This window comes from Niabella soli DSM 19437, from assembly GCF_000243115.2.
Classification (GTDB): Bacteria; Bacteroidota; Bacteroidia; order Chitinophagales; family Chitinophagaceae; genus Niabella; species Niabella soli.
In genome coordinates this window covers 3,484,136-3,507,353 of record NZ_CP007035.1, presented here as the reverse complement: position 1 = coordinate 3,507,353, position 23,218 = coordinate 3,484,136, and the positions used below count along the sequence as shown (strand labels likewise).

Here is a 23,218-nt window from a genome sequence, read left to right as displayed (position 1 = left end):
TCTATTAAAAAATAACATTTATCACATGAAATGCTTAAAAAGAGGAACAACCTTTCCCGAAACAAAAAAAGTTTTTCTCGCTATGAAACTGACGGTGCTGTTCATGCTTTTTTTTACGTTAAATATCCACGCGCGCGGGTTTGGGCAGCAGCGTATTAACTTACATGCTACGAGAACGGACATTGCGGATGTTTTTAAATCGATCGAACAAAAAACAGCTTACCGGTTCCTGTACAACAGCAGCCTGGAGCAATTGAACACCAAAGTGACCATTCATGCAAAAGAAGCCACTATTGATGAAATTCTTCCGGTATTGCTTTTTCGCACCGACCTTACTTTTCAGAAAATGGAAAACGGGCTCATTGTCATAAAAGCAGACCCGCTGGCAAAAGCAGATGTAAGAGTTGCCGGTACCGTTACCGATAGTTCAGGCGCGCCTTTAGCAGGTGTATCTGTACAGGTAAAAGGAACTAATGTGGGCACAGTAACCAATACAGAGGGAGCTTTTGCCCTTGCGGTGCCCAGCGCCAACAGCATATTGGTATTTTCGGCGGTGGGATATGAAGACCAGGAATATCCGCTCAATGGCAACGCCAGCATTGCTGTTAAGATGATGGCCTCCCAAAAGATCATGGACCAGGTAGTAGTGATCGGGTATGGTACCGCAAATAAAAGAGACCTTACCGGGTCAATAGTAAAAATTGATGGTAAAGAGGTAGCGGACAAGCCCAACACCAACCCTGTAGCATCCTTACAGGGAAAAGTGGCCGGGTTAAGCGTGGTAAACAGTGGAACGCCCGGGGCTGCTCCCGACATCAGGATAAGAGGAACAGTGAGTATCGGGCAGGTGCACCCCCTTTATATTGTGGATGGTATTTTTAATGACAATATCGATTTCATAAATCCAAATGACATTGAATCGATCGAAGTATTAAAAGACCCTTCCTCTCTTGCCATTTTTGGCGTTAAAGGCGCTACCGGCGTTATTGCCATCACCACCAAGAAAGCCAAAAAAGGGCAAACCACTATTAACTTCAGCACCAACTATGGTTTTAAGAAACTGGTGGACAAAATTAAGATGGTGGACGCCAATGGCTTTAATACGCTTTTTGCAGAAGAAAACGCAAACAATAATGTTGCTACTCCCCCCTATGCGCAATTAAACTCCAATACAGACTGGGTGAATGCCGTTACCCGGACCGGGGTTTTTAATTCAAATAATTTAAGCATTTCGAGCAGCTCAGAAAAAAATAATTTCTTTTTTGGACTAGGCTATACCAATGAAGATGGTATTGTTATTCATGAGAACCTTAAGAAACTTCAATTGTCGTTTAATGATGAAGTAAAGCTGAACAAGGCAATCAAACTGGGCGTAAATTTTAACGCCTCCCGGCAAAGAAATCCATATGATGCAACCAGTGTTCTGGATAACGCAAGGAAGGTGATGCCCAATGTATATGCCGGTACCAAACAGTTTAAGGTGGCAGACCCCTACACTGGCGACAGCGTAATGATGAATATTTATTCCGGATTAGCTACCACCCTACAAAACTCTGGTGTGGTAAACCCCGTTCTGGAAGTAGAGAACACCTGGAACACCCAGCGAGACTACATCTACCGGTATGTAGGCAATGTATACGTCGACATCAATTTCTTAAAACATTTTAATTTCAGGCCCACCTGGTATGCAGATTTCAGTAACCAGGATAAACGCGTGTATCAGCCCCTGTATTATGCGTACGACCCCATTACGGATAACCCCTATCTCTACAGTACGTTAACATCTGTTACGCAGAACCAGAATAACTGGAAAAAATTTCAGCAGGACTATGTGTTAACCTATAAGAACCGGTTTGGAGATCATAACCTGACCGCCACCGCAGGGTTTACTACCTATTATTACGGATCATTTCTTACCGGCGCAATAGCCAAACAATTTACCTCCGGTTCCTCTGCCCGGCCCATTCCCAACGATCCCCGGTTCTGGTACCTGAACTCCGGGTTTAACGATCCCTCCATTACAACCGTTGATCCCGGCAGCACCAACCAATATGAATATACCACCGTTTCCGGGTTAGCGCGGGTGTTATACAATTACAAGAACAAGTATTATTTAAACGCTTCGCTGCGTAACGACGCTTCCTCTCAACTGCCCGCTAAAAACAGGAACCAGCTCTATTGGGCCGTAGGCGCCGGGTGGGAGCTTACCAAAGAAGCGTTTATGCAGGATATAACCGCCATTAACTTCCTGAAGCTAAAAGGATCCATCGGCGTATTAGGAAACCAAACGGCTACAAGGTTGGACGGAAGCCCTATTCCTTATCCCATGTATCCTAATCTTCTTACCAATAAAGGCGCCCCATTTGGAACCAATATCAGCAATGCCGCCCAAAATGCCTACCAGCCCAATCCTGATTTAAAATGGGAAACCGTGCATGCAAAAGAAGTGGGCGTTGAGTTAACTGCTTTTGATAACCGGCTGCATTTTGAATTTAATTATTTTGACAAAGTAACTAAAAACCTGATGACCTATATCAACAGGTCGGTCCAGGGAATAAACGACCTGTTGGAAAACGGCGGCAGCATTAAAAACTGGGGGGAAGAGTTTAGTGCCAGTTGGAATCAGCAGTTGTCAAAAGACTTTTCATTGAACGTTGCGGGCAATATCACTTTTCTTAAAAACAAAGTGCTGAGCCTGGCCCCTGATATTCCCGGAGGATTCTTACCCAGAACATTTATGAATAATGGTGCAGCCGAAGCCCGTACCATCGTTGGGCAACCCATTGGCTCCTTTTATGGTTATGTGGTAGACGGTATCTACCAGAGCTATGCTGATATCTTATCATCACCGGTAGCCTCAAGTATTGGAGCCTACCGGCCGGGCGATTTTAAGTTTAAGGACGTAAATGGCGATGGGGTCATTACTGCGGACGACCGTACGATTATTGGTAACCCTACGCCCAAGTTTACATATGGCACCTCTGTAAATTTAAACTACAAACAGGTTTCCCTGTCGGTTGACATGGGTGGCGTATATGGTAATGATGTGTTCAGAACCTGGGCTTCCTTAGAGTCTCCCTTCCAAAGAGTGAATTATGCCGCCCTTCAGTTAGACAGGTGGCATGGCCCTGGTACATCCAATTGGGCGCCTATTTTGAGCCAGGGAGACCGGTTCAACTATAACGGCTCTACCTATAATATTGAGGATGGCAGCTATTTCAGATTAAGAAACGTGAACCTGGCCTATGCCTTTAGTCAAAGACTGCTGCATAGCTCCTGGATTAAAGGGCTGAAGATTTTTGCAAACGTGCAAAACCTGAAAACATGGAAGCGCAATAACGGCTATACACCGGAGTTTGGTGGCGATGCTACTGCTTTCGGGTTCGATTTTGCCGGGGGCGCCATACCAAGAGTTACCACTTTTGGTTTAAATGTTAGCTTTTAATTCTATTTAATACTGATTTTATGAAATAGCCATAAAAATCCTTTATACTCAAAACAATGATTATTTAGGCTATTCCATCTGTCCATTAAAAACAATAAAAAACAAACAGATGAAACGAAATACTATAATACTCTTGTTAAGCGCTTTTGCCGGGCTGGCTTTTTTTACAGGATGTAAAAAATTCCTCGACCGGAAACCGCTTACGCAAACCCTGGACGACCTGCACCAGGGTGTATTGGAAGCACAAAGCATGGGCTTATATAACACCTTTAATACTTATGCAGGGCTGAACGAGTTGCCCTGGCTGGACTTTATGAGCATCCGTGATGATGATGCCCAAAAGGGAAGCAGTGCTACGGATGGGGCGGAAGTAAATGCGGAGTTTGAAACCTTTCAGTATTCAAAAGACGACTGGGCGCCCAATACTTTCTGGAATGATCATTACACGTTAATTAACCAGGCAAATAAAGAGATCTATTTTGCCGACTCATTAAAAATGACCGACAAAAGCTCCCTGCGCAATGTTGGAGAAGCGTTATTTTTCAGGGCGTTTTCCTTTTTTGACCTGGTGCGTACTTATGGGGAGGTGCCATTGATCAATTTTTATTTTACCAACGCCATTGATGGCATCAAACCCAAATCACCGGTGGCGGATATTTATGCGCAAATTGATGCGGATTTAGCCAAGGCGCTGGACTATCTTCCGCAAACCTGGGAAGTGGGTACCAGTAATCCTTATCCGGGCAGGCTTACTAAAGGCGCCGTTAACACGCTTTGGGCACAAACTTATTTATTCAGAGCCAACTGGGCAAAGGTGGTGAGTCTTTGTAATGAAGTTGTTGCATCCAATCAATACAGCTTATTGCCTAACTTTTATGATATATGGAAAGATGGGTTGGACGGCGCCGGAAAAAATAGTGCTGAATCAATTTTGGAGCACCAAAACCTGCAAGGCAAAAACCTCGTTCCCAATCAGGGATCCAATTGGGGCACCAGCCAGAATGTACGCCAGGGCGGCGCCGCCAAAGAATGGAATTTGGGCTGGGGCTGGAACACGCCTACACAAAAACTGGTGGATGCCTGGGATGATAGTGATCCAAGAAAACGCATGACCATCTTATACTCGGGCCAGTCTGACGGCGGTCCCACACAAGGCGGCTATGGCGCTACCTTGCCTGCCTATAATCCGGGACCCGGTTTGGACCAGCCCTATTGGAACAAAAAAGTGTATTCTGATCCACAGATGCGGGCCCTTACAGGAACCATTGGAGGAGGTAATGCCTCCTGGATCAGTCACCGCCAATTGCGCTATGCTGATGTGATCTTAATGCTGGCCGAAGCGAGTAATGAAATGGGAGATGGAGCCACCGCAGCAACCAACCTGGAACTGATCAGAAACCGTGCAAGCGGCAACCTTGGCCCGGCCAGAACGATCGTACCTAAAATTGCTTTCGCCAACCAGGCCCAAATGCGCACGGCCATAAAAAATGAAAGAAGATTCGAGTTTGCCATGGAAGGATACCGCTTCTTTGACCTGGTAAGATGGGGCGATGCCCAGACTGAATTAGGAAGCCTTGGTTATACGAACCGGTGCCGGTATTACCCCATACCGCAAAAAGCGATCGATCTTTCAAAAGTGAATGGTGTACCCGTGTTGAAGCAAAACCCGGAATGGCCATAGTATCAACCAAAAAATTAATAAAACATGAAAGCATTATTTTTAAATATAGCAAGCATATTGCTCCTGACAGCAGTATTAGTTGGATGCCAAAAAATGAGTCGCCCCCTATTGGGTGATTATCCAAAAGATGCGAACCCCGCCGGAGGCCCTTTAAAGTTTTATGTTGCCTTTGACGGTACTACAACAAATCCCTTAATGAATGCAGTAGACAGCACGCGGGCTAATTTCCCTTCGGTGAATTCAGGCGGCATCGGGGAGGGTGTATCAGGAAAATGCTATGTGGGCAGCGATACCTCTTATGCCTCTTATGCTGGCGTGAACGAGTTCACCTCTACTTCCCCATTAACAGCATTTACCATCGCTTTTTGGATAAAAAAAACACCGCAGGCTGCCGGCAAAGGAACCGATTTTGTTTTTTCACTGAATGCGAAAGGCTATAGCTGGACCAACACAAAATTATTCCTGGAATTTGAAGATGCAGGCAACCCAAGTACCACCGCGTTAGCCGCTGCTAAATTTTACCTTATGGACAATTGGGTAGAGTATACCAATGCAAACAGGATGCCCAATGTATTAAACGGGTCCTGGCATCACCTCGCCTTTACTTATACCGGCTCATCGTCTACCTTAAAATGTTATATCGATGGCCAGTTGTTTAAAACCAATACAGTGGGTACAGTGGGTAATGTAACCTGGGGAAATTTTGACGGATTTTCAATAGGAGGTCCCAGCCCGTATACGAACAGTCAAAATACATGGATGACCTTTATGGAGGGCTCTTTAGACCAGTTCAGGGTTTATACAACAGCACTGAGCGATGCGGATATACAGGCCCTTTATAACGGGAAACAATAAGGAAGGCAATAGTTATCGCTTAAACGAAGCTGTATCAAAAACCGGGAATACGGAAATACGGGAAGATCTTGTTTTCAATATCCGTTGATTTACCGTCTTCCCGGCCAGATATTGCCATCTATAAAAAATCGCCGGAAGGCATTAAAGAACTAAACATTAAATGGTTTCGTTTACATACAAGCGCCTGGGTAATTACCGGCTTAATTAGTACAGTTGCGGTGTGGATCAGTTGTACGAATGGAGCGGATCATACTGCTACCGGTGTAAATGATGCTGATACCGCCGGGGTACTCTTTCAGAGCCGGTATGCAAGTTCTGCGGCCTGCCAAAGCTGTCACCCGGATATTTATCAAAAATATATACAAACCACTCATTTTCGAGCAACACAAATAGCCACCCGGGACAAGGTGCCTGGCAGTTTTAAACCAGGGAATAATTTTTACCGCTTTAATGTTTCGGAAACAATAAAATGTATAGACAGTAACGGTCGTATGTACCAGCAGGTATATATAAACGGTGTTAATAAAAAGCAGCAATCATTTGATATAATATTCGGGGCGGGTAAAAATGCGCAATCCTATGCTTCATGGGTGGGAAACAGGCTGGTACAGCTCCCCCTATCCTATTTCTCTTATATCAAAAAATGGAATAACAGCCCGGGATATCCCGATAAAATTGTATTAAACAGGGTTATTACCTCCCGTTGCTTAGAGTGTCATACTACCAACGCAAAAGTTATCGCTGTCAACGGTGTGTTTGAAGATTTCGACAAATCCGGCGTCCTGTATGGAGTAGGATGTGAAAAATGCCACGGTCCCGGAATGGAGCATATCAATTTCGAAACACAGCATCCCCATACGCAGGACACTGTTCACATCATCAATCCAAAAAAATTTTCCCGCCAGCAGGAGCTGGATCTATGCGCCGTTTGCCACTCCGGAAGTATGAATAAGCTGCAGCCGGCCTTTAGCTTTAAGCCGGGCGATAAATTGTCTGATTATTATTTGCCCAATATTGTGAGCGCCGGCGCTGAAAATCTGGATGTTCATGGCAACCAGTTTGGCCTGCTTAGTTTAAGCAAATGTTTTAGTAAAAGTGACATGACCTGCAATAGTTGTCATGATCCGCATGCAAATGAAGAAAACCAATTCCAGGTCTTTTCTCAAAAATGCATGCGTTGCCATACCGAAGCGGGCAATAATTTCTGTACCCTGAAGGAAGTTAAAGCAAATCCGCTAAAGGCCAATTGCATTAACTGCCACATGCCGGTACAACCCTCTAAAGCCATTGTATTTACAGAACAAGGTACCCGGAAAAGAATACCCGCGGCCATGCGTACGCATTTGATAAAAGTATACCCGCAGGAAACGGCAAAATTGATAAAGTATATTAAAGGGAATAATATAAACTTCAGATAAGTGAACAGGCTTTTACATACAATAATTTTTATTGCAATACTGCATATATGCTCCTGCGGCAGTAAAAGCGATGTATTAACGCCGGCCCCTGATACCAAAAAGAGCCCTGTCCTGAACAGCATGCTGCTTAATGGGGCGGCGTTCGGTACAACAATGTTAAACACCACTACCCGCCCAACCATCAGGCTCTCTTTTTCACAACCCATCAATCCCTCATCGCTTGCTGCTGTAATACTAACTGACAATAACGGTTCTCCTGTAGCGATTAATTCAATAGCATCAAAAGGAGATTCGGTGATAACGGTCACCACACAAAGTAAATTGGCGAACCTCTCAAAATACACTTTTACGATCAGTACCACACTGCAATCCGCTTCCGGCAAGGGTCTGCAAAATGCGATCAGCAGCAGCTTTGTAACGCAATTGGATTCTTCCCGGAAATTCCCGGTTCTTTCCGACAACGCCTTGCTGGATACCGTACAACAAAGGACCCTCCGGTACTTCTGGGACTTTGCCCACCCCGTTTCGGGCCTGATCCGGGAAGGATCAAAACATGACCCGGACCTGGTCACAAGCGGCGGTTCTGGTTTTGGCGTGATGGCCTTGCTGGCAGGAGCCAGCAGAGGCTTTATTTCCAGGAGCGATGTGCTGGTGCGACTGCAAAAAATGATTGGCTTTTTAAAAAATACAGCACAGACTTTTCATGGGGCCTACCCGCATTGGTTAAACGGAAGCACGGGCAGCGTGATTCCTTTCAGTGCCAACGACAATGGTGCAGATATTGTTGAAACCGCCTATCTTATCGAAGGCCTGGTATGCGCCCGTCAGTACTTTAATGGAGCTGCATCAGCCGAAACCAATTTGCGCGCCGATATCAATACTATCATCGATCGCGTAGAATGGAACTGGTTCCGGCAAAACGGTCAAAATGTTTTATACTGGCACTGGAGCCCCGATAAAGGCTGGCAGATGAATGTTGCCATTCAGGGATGGAACGAATGCCTGATCAGTTATGTGCTGGCAGCCGCATCAAAAAATTACAGCATTCCCAAAACAGCTTATGACGACGGATGGGCACGGGGCGGGGCAATAAAAAACGGCAAAACATTTTATAATATCGTATTGCCATTGGGCGAAGATTATGGCGGCCCCCTGTTCTTTGAACACTATTCTTTTTTGGGAATAAACCCTAATGGGTTGAGTGATGCCTATGCCAATTATCAGCAACAAACAAAAAATCATACGCTTATCAATTATTCTTATTGCAAAACCAATCCAAAAAACTATTTTGGGTATAGTGATTCTGTATGGGGGCTTACGGCAAGCGATATAAAGGGAGGTTATACAGCAAGCTCGCCCAATAATGACCTGGGGTTTATTGCGCCTACTGCTGCCATTGCTTCTTTGCCCTATACCCCGGATGAGTCTATGGGTGCCTTAAAATTTTTCTATTATGTATTGGGCAACCAGTTATTTAAGAACTTCGGTTTTACCGATGCCTTTTCATTGGATGTGTTAAAGAATAATGCCGCCTGGTTTTCGGATAGTTACCTGGCTATTGACCAGGGACCGATAATCGTGATGATTGAAAACTACCGGTCGGGCTTGCTGTGGAAATTATTTATGAGCGACCCGGAAGTGCGGGCAGGCCTTACGAAGCTTGGTTTTACGGGGTTTTAAGCTCTTTGAAAAATCTATTCCTGTAGTGAAGCCGGCATTGAAGAATATTTTTTTGCCCGCATCCCGATAGCTATCTGAAGCAGATCCCCGCTTGCGTCGAGGCGTAGATAAATCCGGTGGCAGTTGGGGTGCAGCGATCTGCAAGATCATAGCTTTTTCGTAAACTCAGAAATATTAACGATTAACATTGTACAAAAATTTGTACAAAAAAAGTAAATTTATTTATGCTGAAAAACCTTTTCCTGGCTATAATGCTACTGGTGTCTATGGCTGGCTCCGCACAAGAAAGCATCACAAAGGAGCGCCCGCGTGTCGCACCCCTTTCGGATGCCGCCCTGCTGAACCGCGTTCAAAAGCAAACCTTCCAATACTTTTGGACGGGCGCCGAGCCGAACAGTGGGATGGCCTGCGAGCGGATAAACATAAATAATATTTATCCGGAAAACGACAAGCATATTGTAACCACCGGCGGCAGCGGCTTTGGCATTATGGCTATCCTTGCCGGTATAGAGCGCAAATTTATTACACGGGCCCAGGGCCTGCAGCGGCTTACGAAGATCGTTTCTTTTTTGGAAAAAGCCGACCGTTTTTATGGCGCCTGGCCGCATTGGCTCAACGGGCAAACCGGCCGCGTAAAACCTTTTGGAAAAGAAGATGATGGGGGCGACCTCGTAGAAACCAGTTTCCTGATACAGGGCCTGTTGTGCGTGCGACAATATTTCCAACACGGAAATATTGCAGAAAAGAAGCTGGCTACACGCATTGATCAATTATGGAAACAGGTGGATTTTAACTGGTACCGCAAAGACGGGCAGAATGTGCTCTATTGGCACTGGAGCCCCAACTATGGGTGGAAAAAAAACTTTGCAGTGCACGGCTATAATGAATGCCTGGTCATGTATGTGCTGGCCGCATCTTCTCCCACCCATTCCATTCCGGCTATTGTTTATCACGAAGGCTGGGCAGAAAACGGGGCGATCAATAAGATCAGTTATTACCAGAATGATACCTTGCATTTGCATATGCAGGGTAACCCGCCGCATGGCGGTCCTTTGTTCTGGGCGCATTATTCCTATTTGGGGCTAAACCCGAAGGGATTGAAAGATCAATACGCCGATTACTGGAAAGAAAATGTAACCCAGGCAACAATTAATTATCAATGGTGCGTTACCAACCCGAAGCAGTTCAAAGGGTATGGCGCCAATAGCTGGGGCCTTACGGCAAGCTATTCCGTAAAAGGATATGCGGCACATGCACCGGATAAAGATAATGATCTGGGAGTGATCGCACCTACAGCAGCCATCTCATCATTGCCTTATACCCCTCAGCAATCCATGGCCGCCATAAGATACTGGTATGAAAAAATGAATCCTAAACTTTGGGGCAGGTATGGCTTTTACGATGCCTTTAGTGAAACGGACTACTGGTATCCGCAAAAGTACCTGGCCATCGACCAGGGGCCGGAAGTGGTAATGATTGAAAATTACCGGTCGGGCCTGTTATGGAAATTATTTATGAGTTGCCCCGAAGTACAACAGGGATTAAAAAAATTAGGGTTTGTTTCAAAACAATAAAGCATATTCAAAATTATATTTTATGATTACAGCTCCCGCAGACTATTGCAGACCCGGCAGGAATAGTTCTGTGTCCTATATCGGGATCTGCGACACTGTCCGGGAATGCGGAAAAACGGAAAGATTTTGTTTACAATCGCATAAAAGTTTACCGTCTCACCGCCTTACCGGCCAAATTGACCTTACTATTAATCATCTTAAAAAATAAACAATGCAGTTAGCCATTCTCGGATCAGGATTCATTGCCCGTTTTTATGCGGAATCATTAGTGGCACAAAGAAGAAAAGATGTTGTTACCATGATCTACGCCCGTGATCCCGAAAAAGTAAAAGCCTTTGCTCAGCAATATGATGTGCCCCATTACAGCACTAACCTGGAAGAAGCCGTGGCGCATAAGGACGTGGATGCAGTAGTAGTTGCACTGCCGAACCACCTGCACCTGCAGGCCGTGCTGGCCTGTGCCAAAGCCGGCAAACATGTGTTATGTACCAAACCGCTGGGGCGCAATGCTGCCGAGGCGCTGCAAATGCTACAGGCGGTCGAAAAAGCCGGCATCGTTGGCGGCTACCTGGAAGACCTCTGCTATACGCCCAAGTTTCTTAAATCGCTGAGCAGCGTAAAGAATGGGGCTATTGGCGAAGTGATCTGGGCAAAAAGCCGGGAAACCCATCCCGGTCCGCATAGCGACTGGTTCTGGAGCAAAGAAAAAGCCGGCGGCGGCTGTATGATCGACCTGGGCTGCCATTGCGTGGAGATCAGCCGCAACTTTATTGGTAAGGATATGCTGCCCATAGAGGTTATGTGCTGGGCTGACACCCGGGTACACCCTATTGATGCGGAAGATAATGCCATCGGGCTGGTTAAATATGCCAACGGCGCTATCGGCCAGTTTGAGGTAAGCTGGAGTTTCCGCGGCGGCATGGATCTGCGCGATGAAGTAATGGGCACCGAGGGTACCATTTGGCTGAACAACTTTTTACGCACGGGCTTTGAGCTGTTCACTACCGGCAAAGGAAATGATTATGTGGCCGAAAAAGCAGAAAGTAATACCGGCTGGTTGTTCCCCGTAGGCGATGAAGTACATGAACTGGGCTATAGCCATATGTTTACCGATATGTTTGAAGCCATTGAGAAAGGAAAACAACCCTCAGAAACATTTTATGACGGGTATATTGTTAACGCCATCCTGGATGCAGCTTACGCTTCCGCAAGATCAAAACAATGGGAGCCGGTAAGAATCGAAGATTGGAGGGGAGCGAACAACACTTCACAACAACGCGATTTTCCAAGTTACGATGAAAATTACTACCTTATAAAGGAAGAGCTGCTCCCTTCCGGTGAACGGAAGATAATTGTGAAACATAAGCAGACCGGGTCCATAGAAAAAAGATAAAAATGGAAGTAAAAATATTTAAAGACGACCACGCGGCGGCAGAAGCTATTGCGGCAATGATGATCGCTACTATCATACAAAAGCCGGATGCGGTTATTTGTATGGCCTCCGGCGATTCTCCCAAAAAAGCCTGCGCCGCATTCTGTTACCAGGTAAAGAAAAAACAAATAGATAGCAGCCGTATTTTTTTAGTGGGATTAGACGAATGGGTAGGCCTCGCCCCTGAAGTCAGCGGTAGTTGCCGGAATGATTTTCAGCAGCGCCTTATTGCCCCGCTGGGCTTACAGCCTGGCCAGTATCATTTCTTTGATGCACTGGCGGAAGACCTCGAGGAAGAATGCGCGAAAATGGAAAACGAGATCACCAGCCGGGGCGGCATCGACCTGATGGTGGTGGGGATCGGAATGAACGGCCATATCGGGTTCAATGAACCGGGTGTAAACGTTGAACTGCATGCCCATGTGATCAGCCTGGATGCAACAACAACAGCCGTGGGGCAAAAATATTTTACCGGTCCTGTTTCATTAAATAAAGGGATCACGTTGGGCCTCACTGATCTGATGGAAGCAAAAAAGGTAGTGCTGGTTGCCAATGGAAGTCACAAAGCTCCGGTTATAAAACAAGCAATTGAGGGAGTACTATCTGAAAACTTTCCAGCAACAATATTGCAGCAGCACCCCAATGCTTATATAATGATTGACGCATTGGCGGCTGCGGATATAACCGGTGCTGCTGCCGTTTGAATAATTGCGGGTTAAGGGATAAAATAATTTCACTTTTAAATCGAAGTATAATGTCCGATTCAACAGGTATAAAAAATAATAATAACAGCAACACTTTTGATGCCATTGTAATTGGCAGCGGCATCAGTGGCGGCTGGGCCGCAAAAGAGCTTTGCGAAAAAGGGTTGAAAACTATAGTACTGGAACGGGGCCGGAATGTGGAGCATTTAAAAGATTATCCTACCATGAACCTGAACCGGTGGGAGTTACCCCACCGCGGACAAATAACGGAAGCGCAAAAAAGGCAAAACCCGCTGATTTCAAAAGCAGCCGGGTACGATGAAGCGACCAAACATTTTTTTATCCAGGATAAAGACCATCCTTATATCCAGGAAAAACCGTTCGACTGGATACGGGGCTACCAGGTAGGCGGAAAATCGCTCACCTGGGGCAGGAGCTGCCAGCGCTGGAGCGATTGGGATTTTTCGGCGCCGCAACGTTATGGTTATGCAGTGGACTGGCCCATCCGTTATAATGACATTGCCCCCTGGTATAGCCATGCCGAAAATTTTATCGGTGTTTGCGGTTCTGTTGAAAATATTGAATCCATGCCGGACGGTGAATTTTTACCACCAATGGAATTTAATGCGGTTGAAAAACATTTTAAGAAAACCATCTGGGAAAAATACCAGCGTTACTACATCCCCGGCCGGTGGGCGCATATTACCGAAGAAAAAGATATTTACCGGCAGCAAGGCCGTACCCAATGCCAGAACCGGGATCGCTGTATGCGCGGATGCCCGTTTGGCGGCTATTTCAGCTCCGTAAGCTCCACGCTTCCCTGGGCAAAAAGAACAGGGAATCTTACGATCCGGCCCTTCTCCGTAGTGCATTCTGTTATCTACGATGAGCAACAGCAAAAAGCCATCGGGGTAAGGGTTATCGATGCGCAAACAAAGGAAGCAATGGAGTTTTATGCAAAGATCATTTTTGTAAATGCATCGGCGTTGAACAGCAACCTGATCCTGCTTAATTCAACCTCCAAACGTTTCCCCAATGGTTTGGGTAACGACAATGGCCTGATGGGTAAATACATTTGCTTTCATAATTACAGGGGCAGTATGAATGCTGAATTCCCGGGCATGGAAGATCAATATTATAAAGTACGCCGCATTACGGAATGCGTGATCCCCAACTACCGGAATTTAAAAAAGCTCGAAACCGATTTTAAAGGTGGCTATGTTATTTTCAGTGGCGGCTATCGCAAAACAAAATATTACGAAGAATCAGAAGGGATCGGCGCAGCCTATAAACAAAGTCTGGAAGAGCCAGGTGGGTGGGGCATGTATATGTATATGCAGGGCGAAACCATTCCCAAAGAAAGCAATCATGTCCGGTTAAGCAATAAAGAAAAAGACGCCTATGGCATGCCCTTGCTGATTACCTCTGTGGGGTATGATGATAATGATGATAAAATGGTAGCCGATTTTTTAGAACAGGGAAAACAAATGTTTGAAGCCGCAGGCGCTATCAATATACAGACCAACGACAGCAAACAACCGCCGGGACTGGATATTCATGAAATGGGGGGCATTCGCATGGGCCGTGATCCTAAAACTTCCTTACTGAATGAATGGAACCAACTGCATCAATGTAAAAATGTTTTGGTAACCGACGGGGCCTGCATGACAAGCACCGGCAATCAGAGCCCGTCTATTTTATATATGGCGCTCACCGCGCGCGCCGTGGATCATGTGGTAAATGAACTAAAAAAAGGAACTTTATAAAAATGACCAGGCGTATTTTTATTTTTTTGTTGCCCGGCTGCAGGGTAGCTCTTCGGCTTCGTTGGGTCGCAATACCTTCAACGGCTGTGCTACTAGTAAGCTTCTTATTTTTTTCTTTGAGTGTATCCGCTCAACACCCCTCCCCCCAGGGAGAGGAGCCGGGGGTGAGGACCACTTATTGTAACCCTATCAATATCGATTATGGTTACACGCCTATACCCAATTTCAGTCAATGGGGCCGGCACCGCGCCACAGCAGATCCAGTAATCGTTAATTATAAAGGCGACTATTATTTATTCAGCACCAACCAGTGGGGCTACTGGTGGAGCAGCGATTTGTTGAACTGGAAATTCATCCCAAAAAAATTCCTGCGCCCCTGGAACACCAATACCTATGATGAGCTTTGTGCGCCGGCAGTGGGAATCATTGGCGACACTATGCTGGTATTCGGATCCACTTATACCAGAAACTTTACCATCTGGATGAGCACTAATCCCAAAGCAAATGAATGGAAACCCCTGGTAGATTCATTTGAGATCGGCGGATGGGACCCTGCTTTTTTCACCGATGATGACGGTAAGTTTTATATGTACAACGGAAGCAGCAATGTATATCCTCTATACGGCGTAGAGCTGAACCGGAAAACTATGAAGCCTTTCGGCACACGAAAAGAAATGTACTTCCTCGAAAGCTGGCGCTATGGCTGGCAGCGCTTTGGAGAGCATATGGATAATACATTCCTTGATCCGTTTATCGAAGGCGCCTGGATGACCAAACACAATGGAAAATACTACCTGCAATATGGTGCACCGGGCACCGAGTTCAGCGGGTATGCGGATGGCGTGCTAGTGGGTGATTCGCCATTGGGACCTTTCACTCCCCAATCGGATCCTTTAAGTATGAAGGTCGGCGGCTTCATCAGGGGCGCGGGGCACGGGGCCACCTTCCGTGACAATTTCAACAATTACTGGCATGTTTCCACCGGCATCATTTCTGTAAAAAATACGTTTGAGCGGCGTATCGGCATCTGGCCTGCCGGGTTTGATAAAGACGGTCTGATGTACTGCAATACGGCATTCGGCGATTATCCCACTTACCTTCCTTCATCTTTGGATGGTGAAGCCGGCGATACCCCACGCACTCTTTTTACAGGATGGATGTTACTGAATTATAATAAGCCGGTTCAGGTATCATCAACATTGGGCGATTATGTGCCCAATAATGCGGTGGATGAACTGATCAAAACCTATTGGAGCGCGCAAACGGGTAATAAAGGCGAATGGATAACATCGGATCTTGGCGCGGTTGCAACAGTAAACGCCATTCAGATCAATTATGCCGACCAGGACGTTGCCCCCGACCGGCTGGGAAAATTTACAGATCAGTACCACCAGTACATTCTTTATTATTCATTGGATGGAAAAAAATGGCAGACACTGGTTGACAAAAGCAATAATAAAACGGATATACCGCATGATTATGTGGAATTAAAAAAGCCGGTGGCCGCACGGTTTATAAAACTGGAAAATATACATATGCCCACCGGCAAATTTGCCATCAGCGGGTTGCGTATATTTGGAAAGGGCAATGGCGCCCCGCCAAAGGAGGTAAGAGATTTTATTGTATTGCGTACTCCAAAAGATAAGCGAAGTGCTTACATCAAATGGCGGCCAGCGGATGATGCGTATGCGTATAATATTTATTATGGAATTGCGCCACACAAGCAGTACAACTGCATCATGGTGCATGCTAATAATGAATACTGGATGAAGGCTATGGACGCGCAAAAGCCCTATTACTACAGCATTGAAGCCATCAATGAGAACGGGGTGAGCAAACGCAGTGAAGCAATAAAAGTGGATTGAGCGGCTCACAGCTTACATAGATTTTCACAGAAAGACTTCAAAAACCTGTGTAAATCTGCGGAATCTGTGAGAACCTAAAATTGTTCTTTACTAAACGATTATAATAAAGCATCAAAAAAACAAAAAATGAAAAAAGGCACTTTCTTACTGGGATTATTATTTGTGATTACAGGATTTATTAACGCCCAGGAACCTCCTTTTTACCAGGACATCCAGCATTTCAAAGAATTAGACCGGCAAACGCCGCCGCCCAAAAATGCTATCCTCTTCATCGGAAGCTCTTCCTTTACAAAATGGAAAGATGTAGCTGATTATTTTCCGGGCTATACTATTATTAACCGCGGGTTTGGCGGATCTACATTAAAGGATCTAATCTATTATTTTAATGACCTGGTGCCTGCTTATAAGCCCCGGCAAATTGTGATCTATTGTGGAGAGAACGACCTGGCGCATAATGCAACACCTGCCGATAGTGCCGTAAGCCGTTTTAAACAACTGTACCACCTTATCAGGGAATACAATAAAAAAGTACCGGTGGCTTTTATTTCGATAAAACCAAGCCCTTCCCGCATGCAGTACTTTTCAAACATACAGAAAGCCAATACGGCCATAAAAGCCTTTATTATGAGACAAAAGGATGCCCGTTATATCAATGTGTTTCCTGCAATGCTGGGCGAAAACGGAAAGCCGAAGCACTCGATCTTTCTCAGCGACAGTCTGCATATGAATGCCGGAGGCTACCATATCTGGCAGAAAATCATACAGCCCTATTTAAAAAAATGATGATCAGAAAAGCAGCCATAACAGATCTGGAAAGCCTGCAGGCATTTGCCCGCAGTACGTTTGCTGATACCTATGGGAAATACAACACCGCAGCTGATATGCAGCACTATCATGACGAGGTTTTTTCAACGGCTAATTTTAAAAAAGACCTGCAAAGCGCCCATGTTTTGTATTATCTTATAGAAGAAAATAAAGAGCTCGCCGGGTATATAAAGTTGAATCTGAGCCCCGCACAAACAGACCTTAACGATCCGCGCAGCCTTGAACTGGAACGGATCTATGTGGCAGCATTCACAAAAGGAAAAGGGTTGGGAAAACGGCTCTTACAAACCGCTGTTGAGGTGGCAGAGGAGCATAAAAAAGAGTATCTGTGGCTGGGTGTGTGGGAGCAGAATGAAGCAGCCATCCGGTTTTACCAGAAAAACGGGTTCGTGGCATTTGACACCCACGTTTTCCTGTTAGGAACTGACCCACAGAAAGATATTTTAATGAAAAAAATGCTTAACTAATAAAAAGGACAACAATGAAACATAAAGGAATAGTCCTGTTATACCTGCTGATCATTTTCTCCGTTATAAAAACAGGGGCACAAACGGGCGACGCCAAAATGAATGCCTTCATTAGCGGCTTAATGCAAAAAATGACCCTGGAAGAAAAGATCGGGCAACTGAACCTGCCCAGCGCCGGCGAGTTTACCACGGGTACGGCTACCAACTCCGATATTGGCAAAAATGTAAAAGAAGGAAAAGTAGGCGGCCTCTTTAATATAAAGGGTGTTGAAAAGATCCGGGCGATACAAAAAGTGGCAGTAGAGAACAGCCGGTTGAAAATACCGATGTTGTTTGGCATGGATGTGATCCATGGTTATGAAACCACTTTCCCCATCCCACTGGGGCTTTCCTGCACCTGGGATATGAAGGCTGTAGAACAGTCGGCCCGTATCGCTGCCATTGAAGCCAGCGCCGATGGTATCTGCTGGACCTTTAGCCCTATGGTGGATATTGCCCGTGACCCGCGCTGGGGAAGAGTTTCAGAAGGCAATGGCGAAGATCCTTACCTGGGTTCTCAGATAGCAAAGGCCATGGTAAAAGGCTACCAGGGCAACTATTCGTCCAATACAAATATTATGGCCTGTGTAAAACATTTTGCCTTATATGGCGCCGCTGAAGCAGGCAGGGATTATAATACCGTTGACATGAGCCACCTGCGCATGTATAATGATTATTTTCCGCCATATAAGGCTGCGGTGGATGCTGGCGCGGGCAGCGTGATGGCCTCGTTTAACGTAGTAGACGGTATCCCGGCCACAGGAAATCGCTGGTTGCTTACCGATGTATTACGTAAACAATGGGGCTTTAAAGGCTTTGTGGTTACAGACTATACCGGCATCAATGAAATGATTGAACATGGCATGGGCGATCTGCAGGCGGTTTCGGCATTGGCGCTAAAAGCGGGCGTGGATATGGATATGGTGGGCGAAGGTTTTTTGAAAACCTTAAAGAAATCACTGGATGAAAAAAAGATCACACTTACTGAAATTAATGCGGCCTGTAAAAGCGTGCTGGAAGCCAAATATAAATTAGGATTATTTACCGATCCTTATAAATATTGTAATGCGCAACGTGCGAAAACAGAGATCTTTACCCCTGAACATCGAAACATAGCCAGGAAAATTGCGGCAGAAAGCTTTGTTCTTTTAAAGAATGAGCAGCAAACCCTTCCCCTTAAAAAATCCGGGAAAATTGCATTGATCGGCCCGCTGGCAGATGCAGCAAATAATATGGCGGGTACCTGGAGCGTGGCCACGGTGCAGGATCGGTCCGTATCAGTACTGGCTGGGTTAAAACAGGCATTGGGAAATAATGGCGCTGTATTGTATGCAAAAGGATGCAATCTTGATGCCGACACGGCATTCGAAGACCGTGCTACGATGTTCGGAAAAACGCTGAACCGGGATAAACGATCTGCAGCCGAAATGAAAAAAGAAGCCCTGAAGATTGCAAACGAATCGGACGTGATTGTCGCGGCCATGGGTGAATCCGCCGAAATGAGCGGTGAGAGTGCCAGCCGGACCGACCTGAATATTCCGCAAATACAACGAGAGCTGTTGAAGGAGTTATTAAAAACAGGGAAGCCTGTGGTGTTGGTATTATTTACGGGTCGTCCACTGACGCTGGGTTGGGAAAATAAAAATGTACCCGCCATCCTAAACGTATGGTTTGGCGGATCGGAAGCCGGGGCTGCTATTGCGGATGTGCTGTTTGGCACGGTGAATCCATCCGGAAAATTAACGATGACCTTCCCACAGAATGTAGGCCAGATCCCGCTTTATTATGCGCATCTGAATACCGGCAGGCCCTTAGAGGAAGGTAAATGGTTTCAGAAATTTCGCTCCAATTATTTAGACGTTTCTAATGACCCTGTATATCCGTTTGGCTATGGACTCAGCTATTCCAATTTCAGCTATGGCGACCTGAAATTGAGTGCTACCTCCTTAAAAGGCACTCAATCTTTAAAAGCCAGCATAGCAGTCACCAATAGCGGAAAGATAGACGGACAGGAAACCGTTCAATTGTACATCCGGGATAAAGTAGCCAGCATTTCAAGACCCGTGAAGGAATTGAAAGGATTTCAGAAACTGCTGATTAAAGCAGGGGAGACAAAAACCGTTACATTCAACATTACTCCGGAGGATCTGAAGTTTTACAACAGCACTTTAAAATACGATTGGGAGCAGGGTGCTTTCGACATCATGATCGGCGGCAATTCCAGGGATGTAAAAATGGCTACGGTAAATTGGTCGAAGTGAAAATAGTGAGAAGTGAATGGTTAATAGTGAAATGCCGGCAACTATGGCTCGTGTCTGCACGAACCACTTAAGTTTTTTTGCCTCATATCTCAGAAATTCAAATAAAACAACCATGAATAAAAGCAAAATTTTTCTTTTTACAATTGCTGTTGCTTTCGTTTCGCTGGCTGCACAATGTAACAAAAAGGGAAACCCGGGAAACGGCACCACGCCTCCGCCCGCTACACCCGCGGCCGCTGATCTGAACCCCGAGGTCTGGATCACCAAAGCTGATCAATCGGCTTTGCTGCAAAAAACAGATAGTAAAGCCAATGTTGCCTCCGCTGGTTATCCAACTATTACGATCGATTCATCAAAACAGTATCAAACCATCGACGGTTTTGGTTATACGCTTACCGGGGGAAGCGCAGTGCTCATCAACCAGTTGCCAGCGGATCAAAAAACGGCCCTGCTAAATGAGCTCTTTGGCAAAGGAGATAATTCGATAGGGGTCAGTTATATCCGGTTAAGTATAGGTGCGTCAGACCTGGACTCAGTTGTATTTTCGTACAATGACCTCCCCACAGGGCAAACAGATATTACCCAGTCGAAATTCAGCTTGCAGCCGGATAAGACAAACCTTATACCCATTTTAAAGAGTATTATTGCCATCAATCCTGATTTAAAAATTATAGCCACCCCCTGGAGTCCCCCGGTATGGATGAAGGATAATAACAATTCAAAAGGCGGCTCGCTCAAACCGGAGTATTACGATTCCTATGCCGCGTATTTTGTAAAATATATTCAGGGTATGCAGGGGGAAGGCATCAATATCACTGCTATTACGCCCCAGAATGAGCCCTATCATCCGGGCAATAATCCCAGTATGTATATGACATCGGTTATGCAGCGGGATTTTATCAAAAACAGCCTGGGGCCTGCATTTGCAAAGAATAACATTTCAACAAAGATTGTTGTATACGATCATAACCTGGACAAACCTTTGTATGCGGATACCATTTACCAGGATGCGGCGGCCTCAAAATATGTGGATGGTGCCGCGTTTCATTTGTATGCGGGAGATGTGAGCGCTATGGGCCAGTTGCATGAGCGGTTTCCGGATAAGAATCTTTATTTTACGGAGCAATGGACCGGCTCTACCGGAACCTTCGCAGGTGATTTATTGTGGCATGTGAAAAATGTAATTATCGGCACGGTGAACAATTGGAGCAAGTCTGCACTCGAATGGAACCTGGCCAATGACCCCTTATATCAGCCACATACTCCGGGCGGCTGTACCCAATGCAAAGGAGCTTTAACGATTAATAACCCCACCGTTACCCGGAATGTTTCTTACTACATTATTGCCCATGCCTCCAAATTTGTTCCGGCTGGTTCCAGAAGAATTGAAAGCTCCCAGGTGAGCGGCCTCACTAACGTAGCGTTTATAACACCTTCAGGTGGAAAGGTTTTGATCCTGTTAAATGAAAATAATGCGGCCGCTTCGTTTAATCTACAGCACGGCAATAAGAAAGCGTTGCTTACGATCCCGGGTAGTGCGGTGATGACGCTGAGGTTTTAGTAAAAAAAGAGGAGCTACCATTTAAGTAGCTCCTTTCTAAATAAAAATTACAGTTTATTATCAAAAATTAGGTCCACCGGTATCCCACCACAAGCGGGTAGCAATATCATCTTTGGCCCCTGTTCCCATTTTTGTTACAGCATCCGTAACAGCAGCAGTGTTGCCAGTCCGCTCAGCATTTACAAACGGCATCCGTTTAATCCATTGATCCGCGGGGATAACACCCCAATCCGGACCACTATCGTTCTTGGCAACATGAGGAATTTTGGGATAACCCGTTCTTCTGAAATCTACCCAGGCTTCCAGCGTTTGTGTGAAGGCTGCAAGATATTTCTGAGTAAGGATCTTCTCTAATTTCAATTCGTTGTTATCCGCTGCGTTCCACGCCACCGTGATAGTAGAAGCCGTAGTAAAACTATTGCGGGGGTCTATTGGGTCTACGTAATTGACAGGTTTGCTGGTAGCGTCCGCCAGGTAGGCATCTACCCCGCTGGCGCCCCAGTCTGCAAAAGATAACCGTACCCCGTTCTCATAATTGGTCTTGGGATCGCCGGCGCCGGCCCAGCCTCTTAGCCCGGCTTCTGCTTTAAGAAAGGCCACCTCGGCCGCGCAAAAATCTCTCCGGGTGGTAACACTATTAAAATCGTTAGACACTTTGGAGAAAGGAACATGATCAGCTTTCGCCTTGATGTACGCACCGTTACGGATTCCTTTATACGGAGTAGTCGGATGATCAGCAGCAAGGCTCGCATCACCCAGAGGAGCAAAGTATTTAGAGATCCTTCCATCCTTCAAACCCACCATAAACGACTCAATTACACCCCCCATACGGGTATCATCCCATTGATAACAAATCTGCGCTACCGGCATGATATTGCCGTTAAGGGAATTAATGAAATTATCCGCATTGGTAGCAATTAACCCCGCCGGGTCGTTCAAGGCCTTCTCCCCCTGTGTTTTTGCTGTTGCGGGGTCAACTTTTGACAAACGCATAGCCAGTCTCAAGCGTAAGGAATTCACCACTTTCATCCATTGGGGAATACTGCCGGCGTAGCTGGTGGGGTCAAATTTTGCAAAGCCCCCATAGGCGGTATTTGCTCCAAAATCTGTTTGAATGGAATCCAGTTGTTTAAATAAAAGCGTATATAGATCAGATTCTTTGTCATAAAGTATCGAGGCGGCTGTACTACCATAATTGCTGTAAATAACCGGTCCATGTATGGCAGCCAGCTTAGAGATGCCCAGTATGCGTATCAGTTTAGCCCAGTCACCAAAAAGAGGAAGGCTGTTTTCTTGTGCTAATTTGATCACCTGTTTTGCCGGTGCCATCACGCTGCCATATACACGATCCCAATAACTGTTCCACCGAATATAGTAAGTAGTATTATTTACATTACCCACAAAGTCGGTAGGAGTACCCATATAGCCCATCCAGTTATCATAACACAAATCTTCTTCTATCTGATGGCCATTCAGGTTAAAGACCATACCTGAAATAGGAGAACCTACGAGGTTAAAATCCTGCTTAAGCAGCTCATCCGAGATTTGATTGGGGTTCTGGTTGGCTGTCTCAAAACCTTTTGTGCATGAACCCAATACAATCAAACAAAAAAGAGCGACAATTATTTGTTTCATGTTAATTATT

The 23,218-nt window shown here is 45.7% G+C and carries 15 protein-coding genes; 14 read left to right on the top strand and 1 reads right to left on the bottom strand.

Going from position 1 to position 23,218, the window contains the following annotated elements; all coding sequences use genetic code 11:
* Positions 1-25 precede the first annotated feature (25 nt).
* The 14 genes from NIASO_RS14760 (at position 26) to NIASO_RS14690 (ending at position 21,573) form a co-directional block, all read left to right on the top strand.
* Positions 26-3,445 carry a TonB-dependent receptor gene (locus tag NIASO_RS14760; RefSeq protein ID WP_008587106.1) on the top strand — a complete coding sequence of 1,140 codons (3,420 nt, stop codon included), beginning with the start codon at positions 26-28 and terminating at the stop codon, positions 3,443-3,445.
* Positions 3,446-3,554: 109 nt separating this feature from the next.
* The gene (locus tag NIASO_RS14755; RefSeq protein WP_008587104.1) at positions 3,555-5,126 is read left to right on the top strand and encodes a RagB/SusD family nutrient uptake outer membrane protein; all 1,572 of its coding nucleotides are present in this window, start codon (positions 3,555-3,557) and stop codon (positions 5,124-5,126) included.
* Positions 5,127-5,219: 93 nt separating this feature from the next.
* Positions 5,220-5,981 (top strand): LamG domain-containing protein, encoded by a 762-nt coding sequence (locus tag NIASO_RS14750; RefSeq protein ID WP_025299012.1) that lies wholly within the window; start codon positions 5,220-5,222, stop codon positions 5,979-5,981.
* 68 nt (positions 5,982-6,049) lie between these two features.
* Entirely contained in the window at positions 6,050-7,399 is a 1,350-nt protein-coding gene (locus NIASO_RS14745; RefSeq protein WP_008587100.1) for a multiheme c-type cytochrome, read from the top strand.
* Positions 7,400-9,079, top strand: a complete 1,680-nt coding sequence (locus NIASO_RS14740) for a glucoamylase family protein (RefSeq protein WP_008587098.1) — start codon at positions 7,400-7,402, stop codon at positions 9,077-9,079. It begins immediately after the preceding gene.
* A 224-nt stretch (positions 9,080-9,303) separates the two neighbouring features.
* Positions 9,304-10,653 carry a glucoamylase family protein gene (locus tag NIASO_RS14735; RefSeq protein ID WP_008587096.1) on the top strand — a complete coding sequence of 450 codons (1,350 nt, stop codon included), beginning with the start codon at positions 9,304-9,306 and terminating at the stop codon, positions 10,651-10,653.
* A gap of 211 nt (positions 10,654-10,864) precedes the next feature.
* On the top strand, positions 10,865-12,046 hold the full coding sequence (locus tag NIASO_RS14725) for a Gfo/Idh/MocA family protein (protein WP_008587092.1): 1,182 nt from the start codon (positions 10,865-10,867) through the stop codon (positions 12,044-12,046).
* Positions 12,047-12,048: 2 nt separating this feature from the next.
* Complete coding sequence (locus NIASO_RS14720; RefSeq protein WP_008587090.1) at positions 12,049-12,789, top strand: 6-phosphogluconolactonase; 741 nt, start codon at positions 12,049-12,051, stop codon at positions 12,787-12,789.
* Positions 12,790-12,839: 50 nt separating this feature from the next.
* A complete protein-coding gene (locus NIASO_RS14715) occupies positions 12,840-14,555 on the top strand; it encodes a GMC oxidoreductase (protein ID WP_008587088.1) in 1,716 nt (571 codons plus the stop codon).
* A gap of 116 nt (positions 14,556-14,671) precedes the next feature.
* Complete coding sequence (locus NIASO_RS14710) at positions 14,672-16,420, top strand: family 43 glycosylhydrolase (protein WP_025299010.1); 1,749 nt, start codon at positions 14,672-14,674, stop codon at positions 16,418-16,420.
* 126 nt (positions 16,421-16,546) lie between these two features.
* Entirely contained in the window at positions 16,547-17,203 is a 657-nt protein-coding gene (locus NIASO_RS14705; protein ID WP_008587084.1) for a GDSL-type esterase/lipase family protein, read from the top strand.
* Positions 17,200-17,712, top strand: coding sequence for a GNAT family N-acetyltransferase (locus tag NIASO_RS14700; protein WP_025299009.1), 513 nt, complete (start codon positions 17,200-17,202; stop codon positions 17,710-17,712). The genes NIASO_RS14705 and NIASO_RS14700 overlap by 4 nt, the downstream gene beginning before the upstream one ends.
* Before the next feature lie 14 nt (positions 17,713-17,726).
* Positions 17,727-20,012: a beta-glucosidase BglX gene (bglX, locus tag NIASO_RS14695; RefSeq protein WP_008587080.1), complete on the top strand. Its 2,286-nt coding sequence runs from the start codon at positions 17,727-17,729 to the stop codon at positions 20,010-20,012.
* A gap of 112 nt (positions 20,013-20,124) precedes the next feature.
* Positions 20,125-21,573, top strand: a complete 1,449-nt coding sequence (locus tag NIASO_RS14690) for a glycoside hydrolase family 30 protein (RefSeq protein WP_008587078.1) — start codon at positions 20,125-20,127, stop codon at positions 21,571-21,573.
* Positions 21,574-21,633: 60 nt separating this feature from the next.
* On the opposite strand, the gene NIASO_RS14685 is transcribed toward NIASO_RS14690, so the two are convergent.
* Positions 21,634-23,208, bottom strand: a complete 1,575-nt coding sequence (locus NIASO_RS14685) for a SusD/RagB family nutrient-binding outer membrane lipoprotein (protein WP_008587076.1) — start codon at positions 23,206-23,208, stop codon at positions 21,634-21,636.
* Between the last annotated feature and the right edge of the window lie 10 nt (positions 23,209-23,218).

What these genes read in the sequence shown, in the direction of transcription:
- NIASO_RS14750 (WP_025299012.1), top strand. Translation starts at nt 5,220, where the DNA reads ATGAGTCGCCCCCTATTGGGTGATTATCCAAAAGATGCGAACCCCGCC.
- NIASO_RS14690 (WP_008587078.1), top strand. Translation starts at nt 20,125, where the DNA reads ATGAATAAAAGCAAAATTTTTCTTTTTACAATTGCTGTTGCTTTCGTT.
- NIASO_RS14685 (WP_008587076.1), bottom strand. Translation starts at nt 23,208, where the DNA reads ATGAAACAAATAATTGTCGCTCTTTTTTGTTTGATTGTATTGGGTTCA.
- NIASO_RS14720 (WP_008587090.1), top strand. Translation starts at nt 12,049, where the DNA reads ATGGAAGTAAAAATATTTAAAGACGACCACGCGGCGGCAGAAGCTATT.
- NIASO_RS14725 (WP_008587092.1), top strand. Translation starts at nt 10,865, where the DNA reads ATGCAGTTAGCCATTCTCGGATCAGGATTCATTGCCCGTTTTTATGCG.
- NIASO_RS14705 (WP_008587084.1), top strand. Translation starts at nt 16,547, where the DNA reads ATGAAAAAAGGCACTTTCTTACTGGGATTATTATTTGTGATTACAGGA.
- NIASO_RS14760 (WP_008587106.1), top strand. Translation starts at nt 26, where the DNA reads ATGAAATGCTTAAAAAGAGGAACAACCTTTCCCGAAACAAAAAAAGTT.
- bglX (WP_008587080.1), top strand. Translation starts at nt 17,727, where the DNA reads ATGAAACATAAAGGAATAGTCCTGTTATACCTGCTGATCATTTTCTCC.
- NIASO_RS14735 (WP_008587096.1), top strand. Translation starts at nt 9,304, where the DNA reads ATGCTGAAAAACCTTTTCCTGGCTATAATGCTACTGGTGTCTATGGCT.
- NIASO_RS14700 (WP_025299009.1), top strand. Translation starts at nt 17,200, where the DNA reads ATGATGATCAGAAAAGCAGCCATAACAGATCTGGAAAGCCTGCAGGCA.
- NIASO_RS14755 (WP_008587104.1), top strand. Translation starts at nt 3,555, where the DNA reads ATGAAACGAAATACTATAATACTCTTGTTAAGCGCTTTTGCCGGGCTG.
- NIASO_RS14715 (WP_008587088.1), top strand. Translation starts at nt 12,840, where the DNA reads ATGTCCGATTCAACAGGTATAAAAAATAATAATAACAGCAACACTTTT.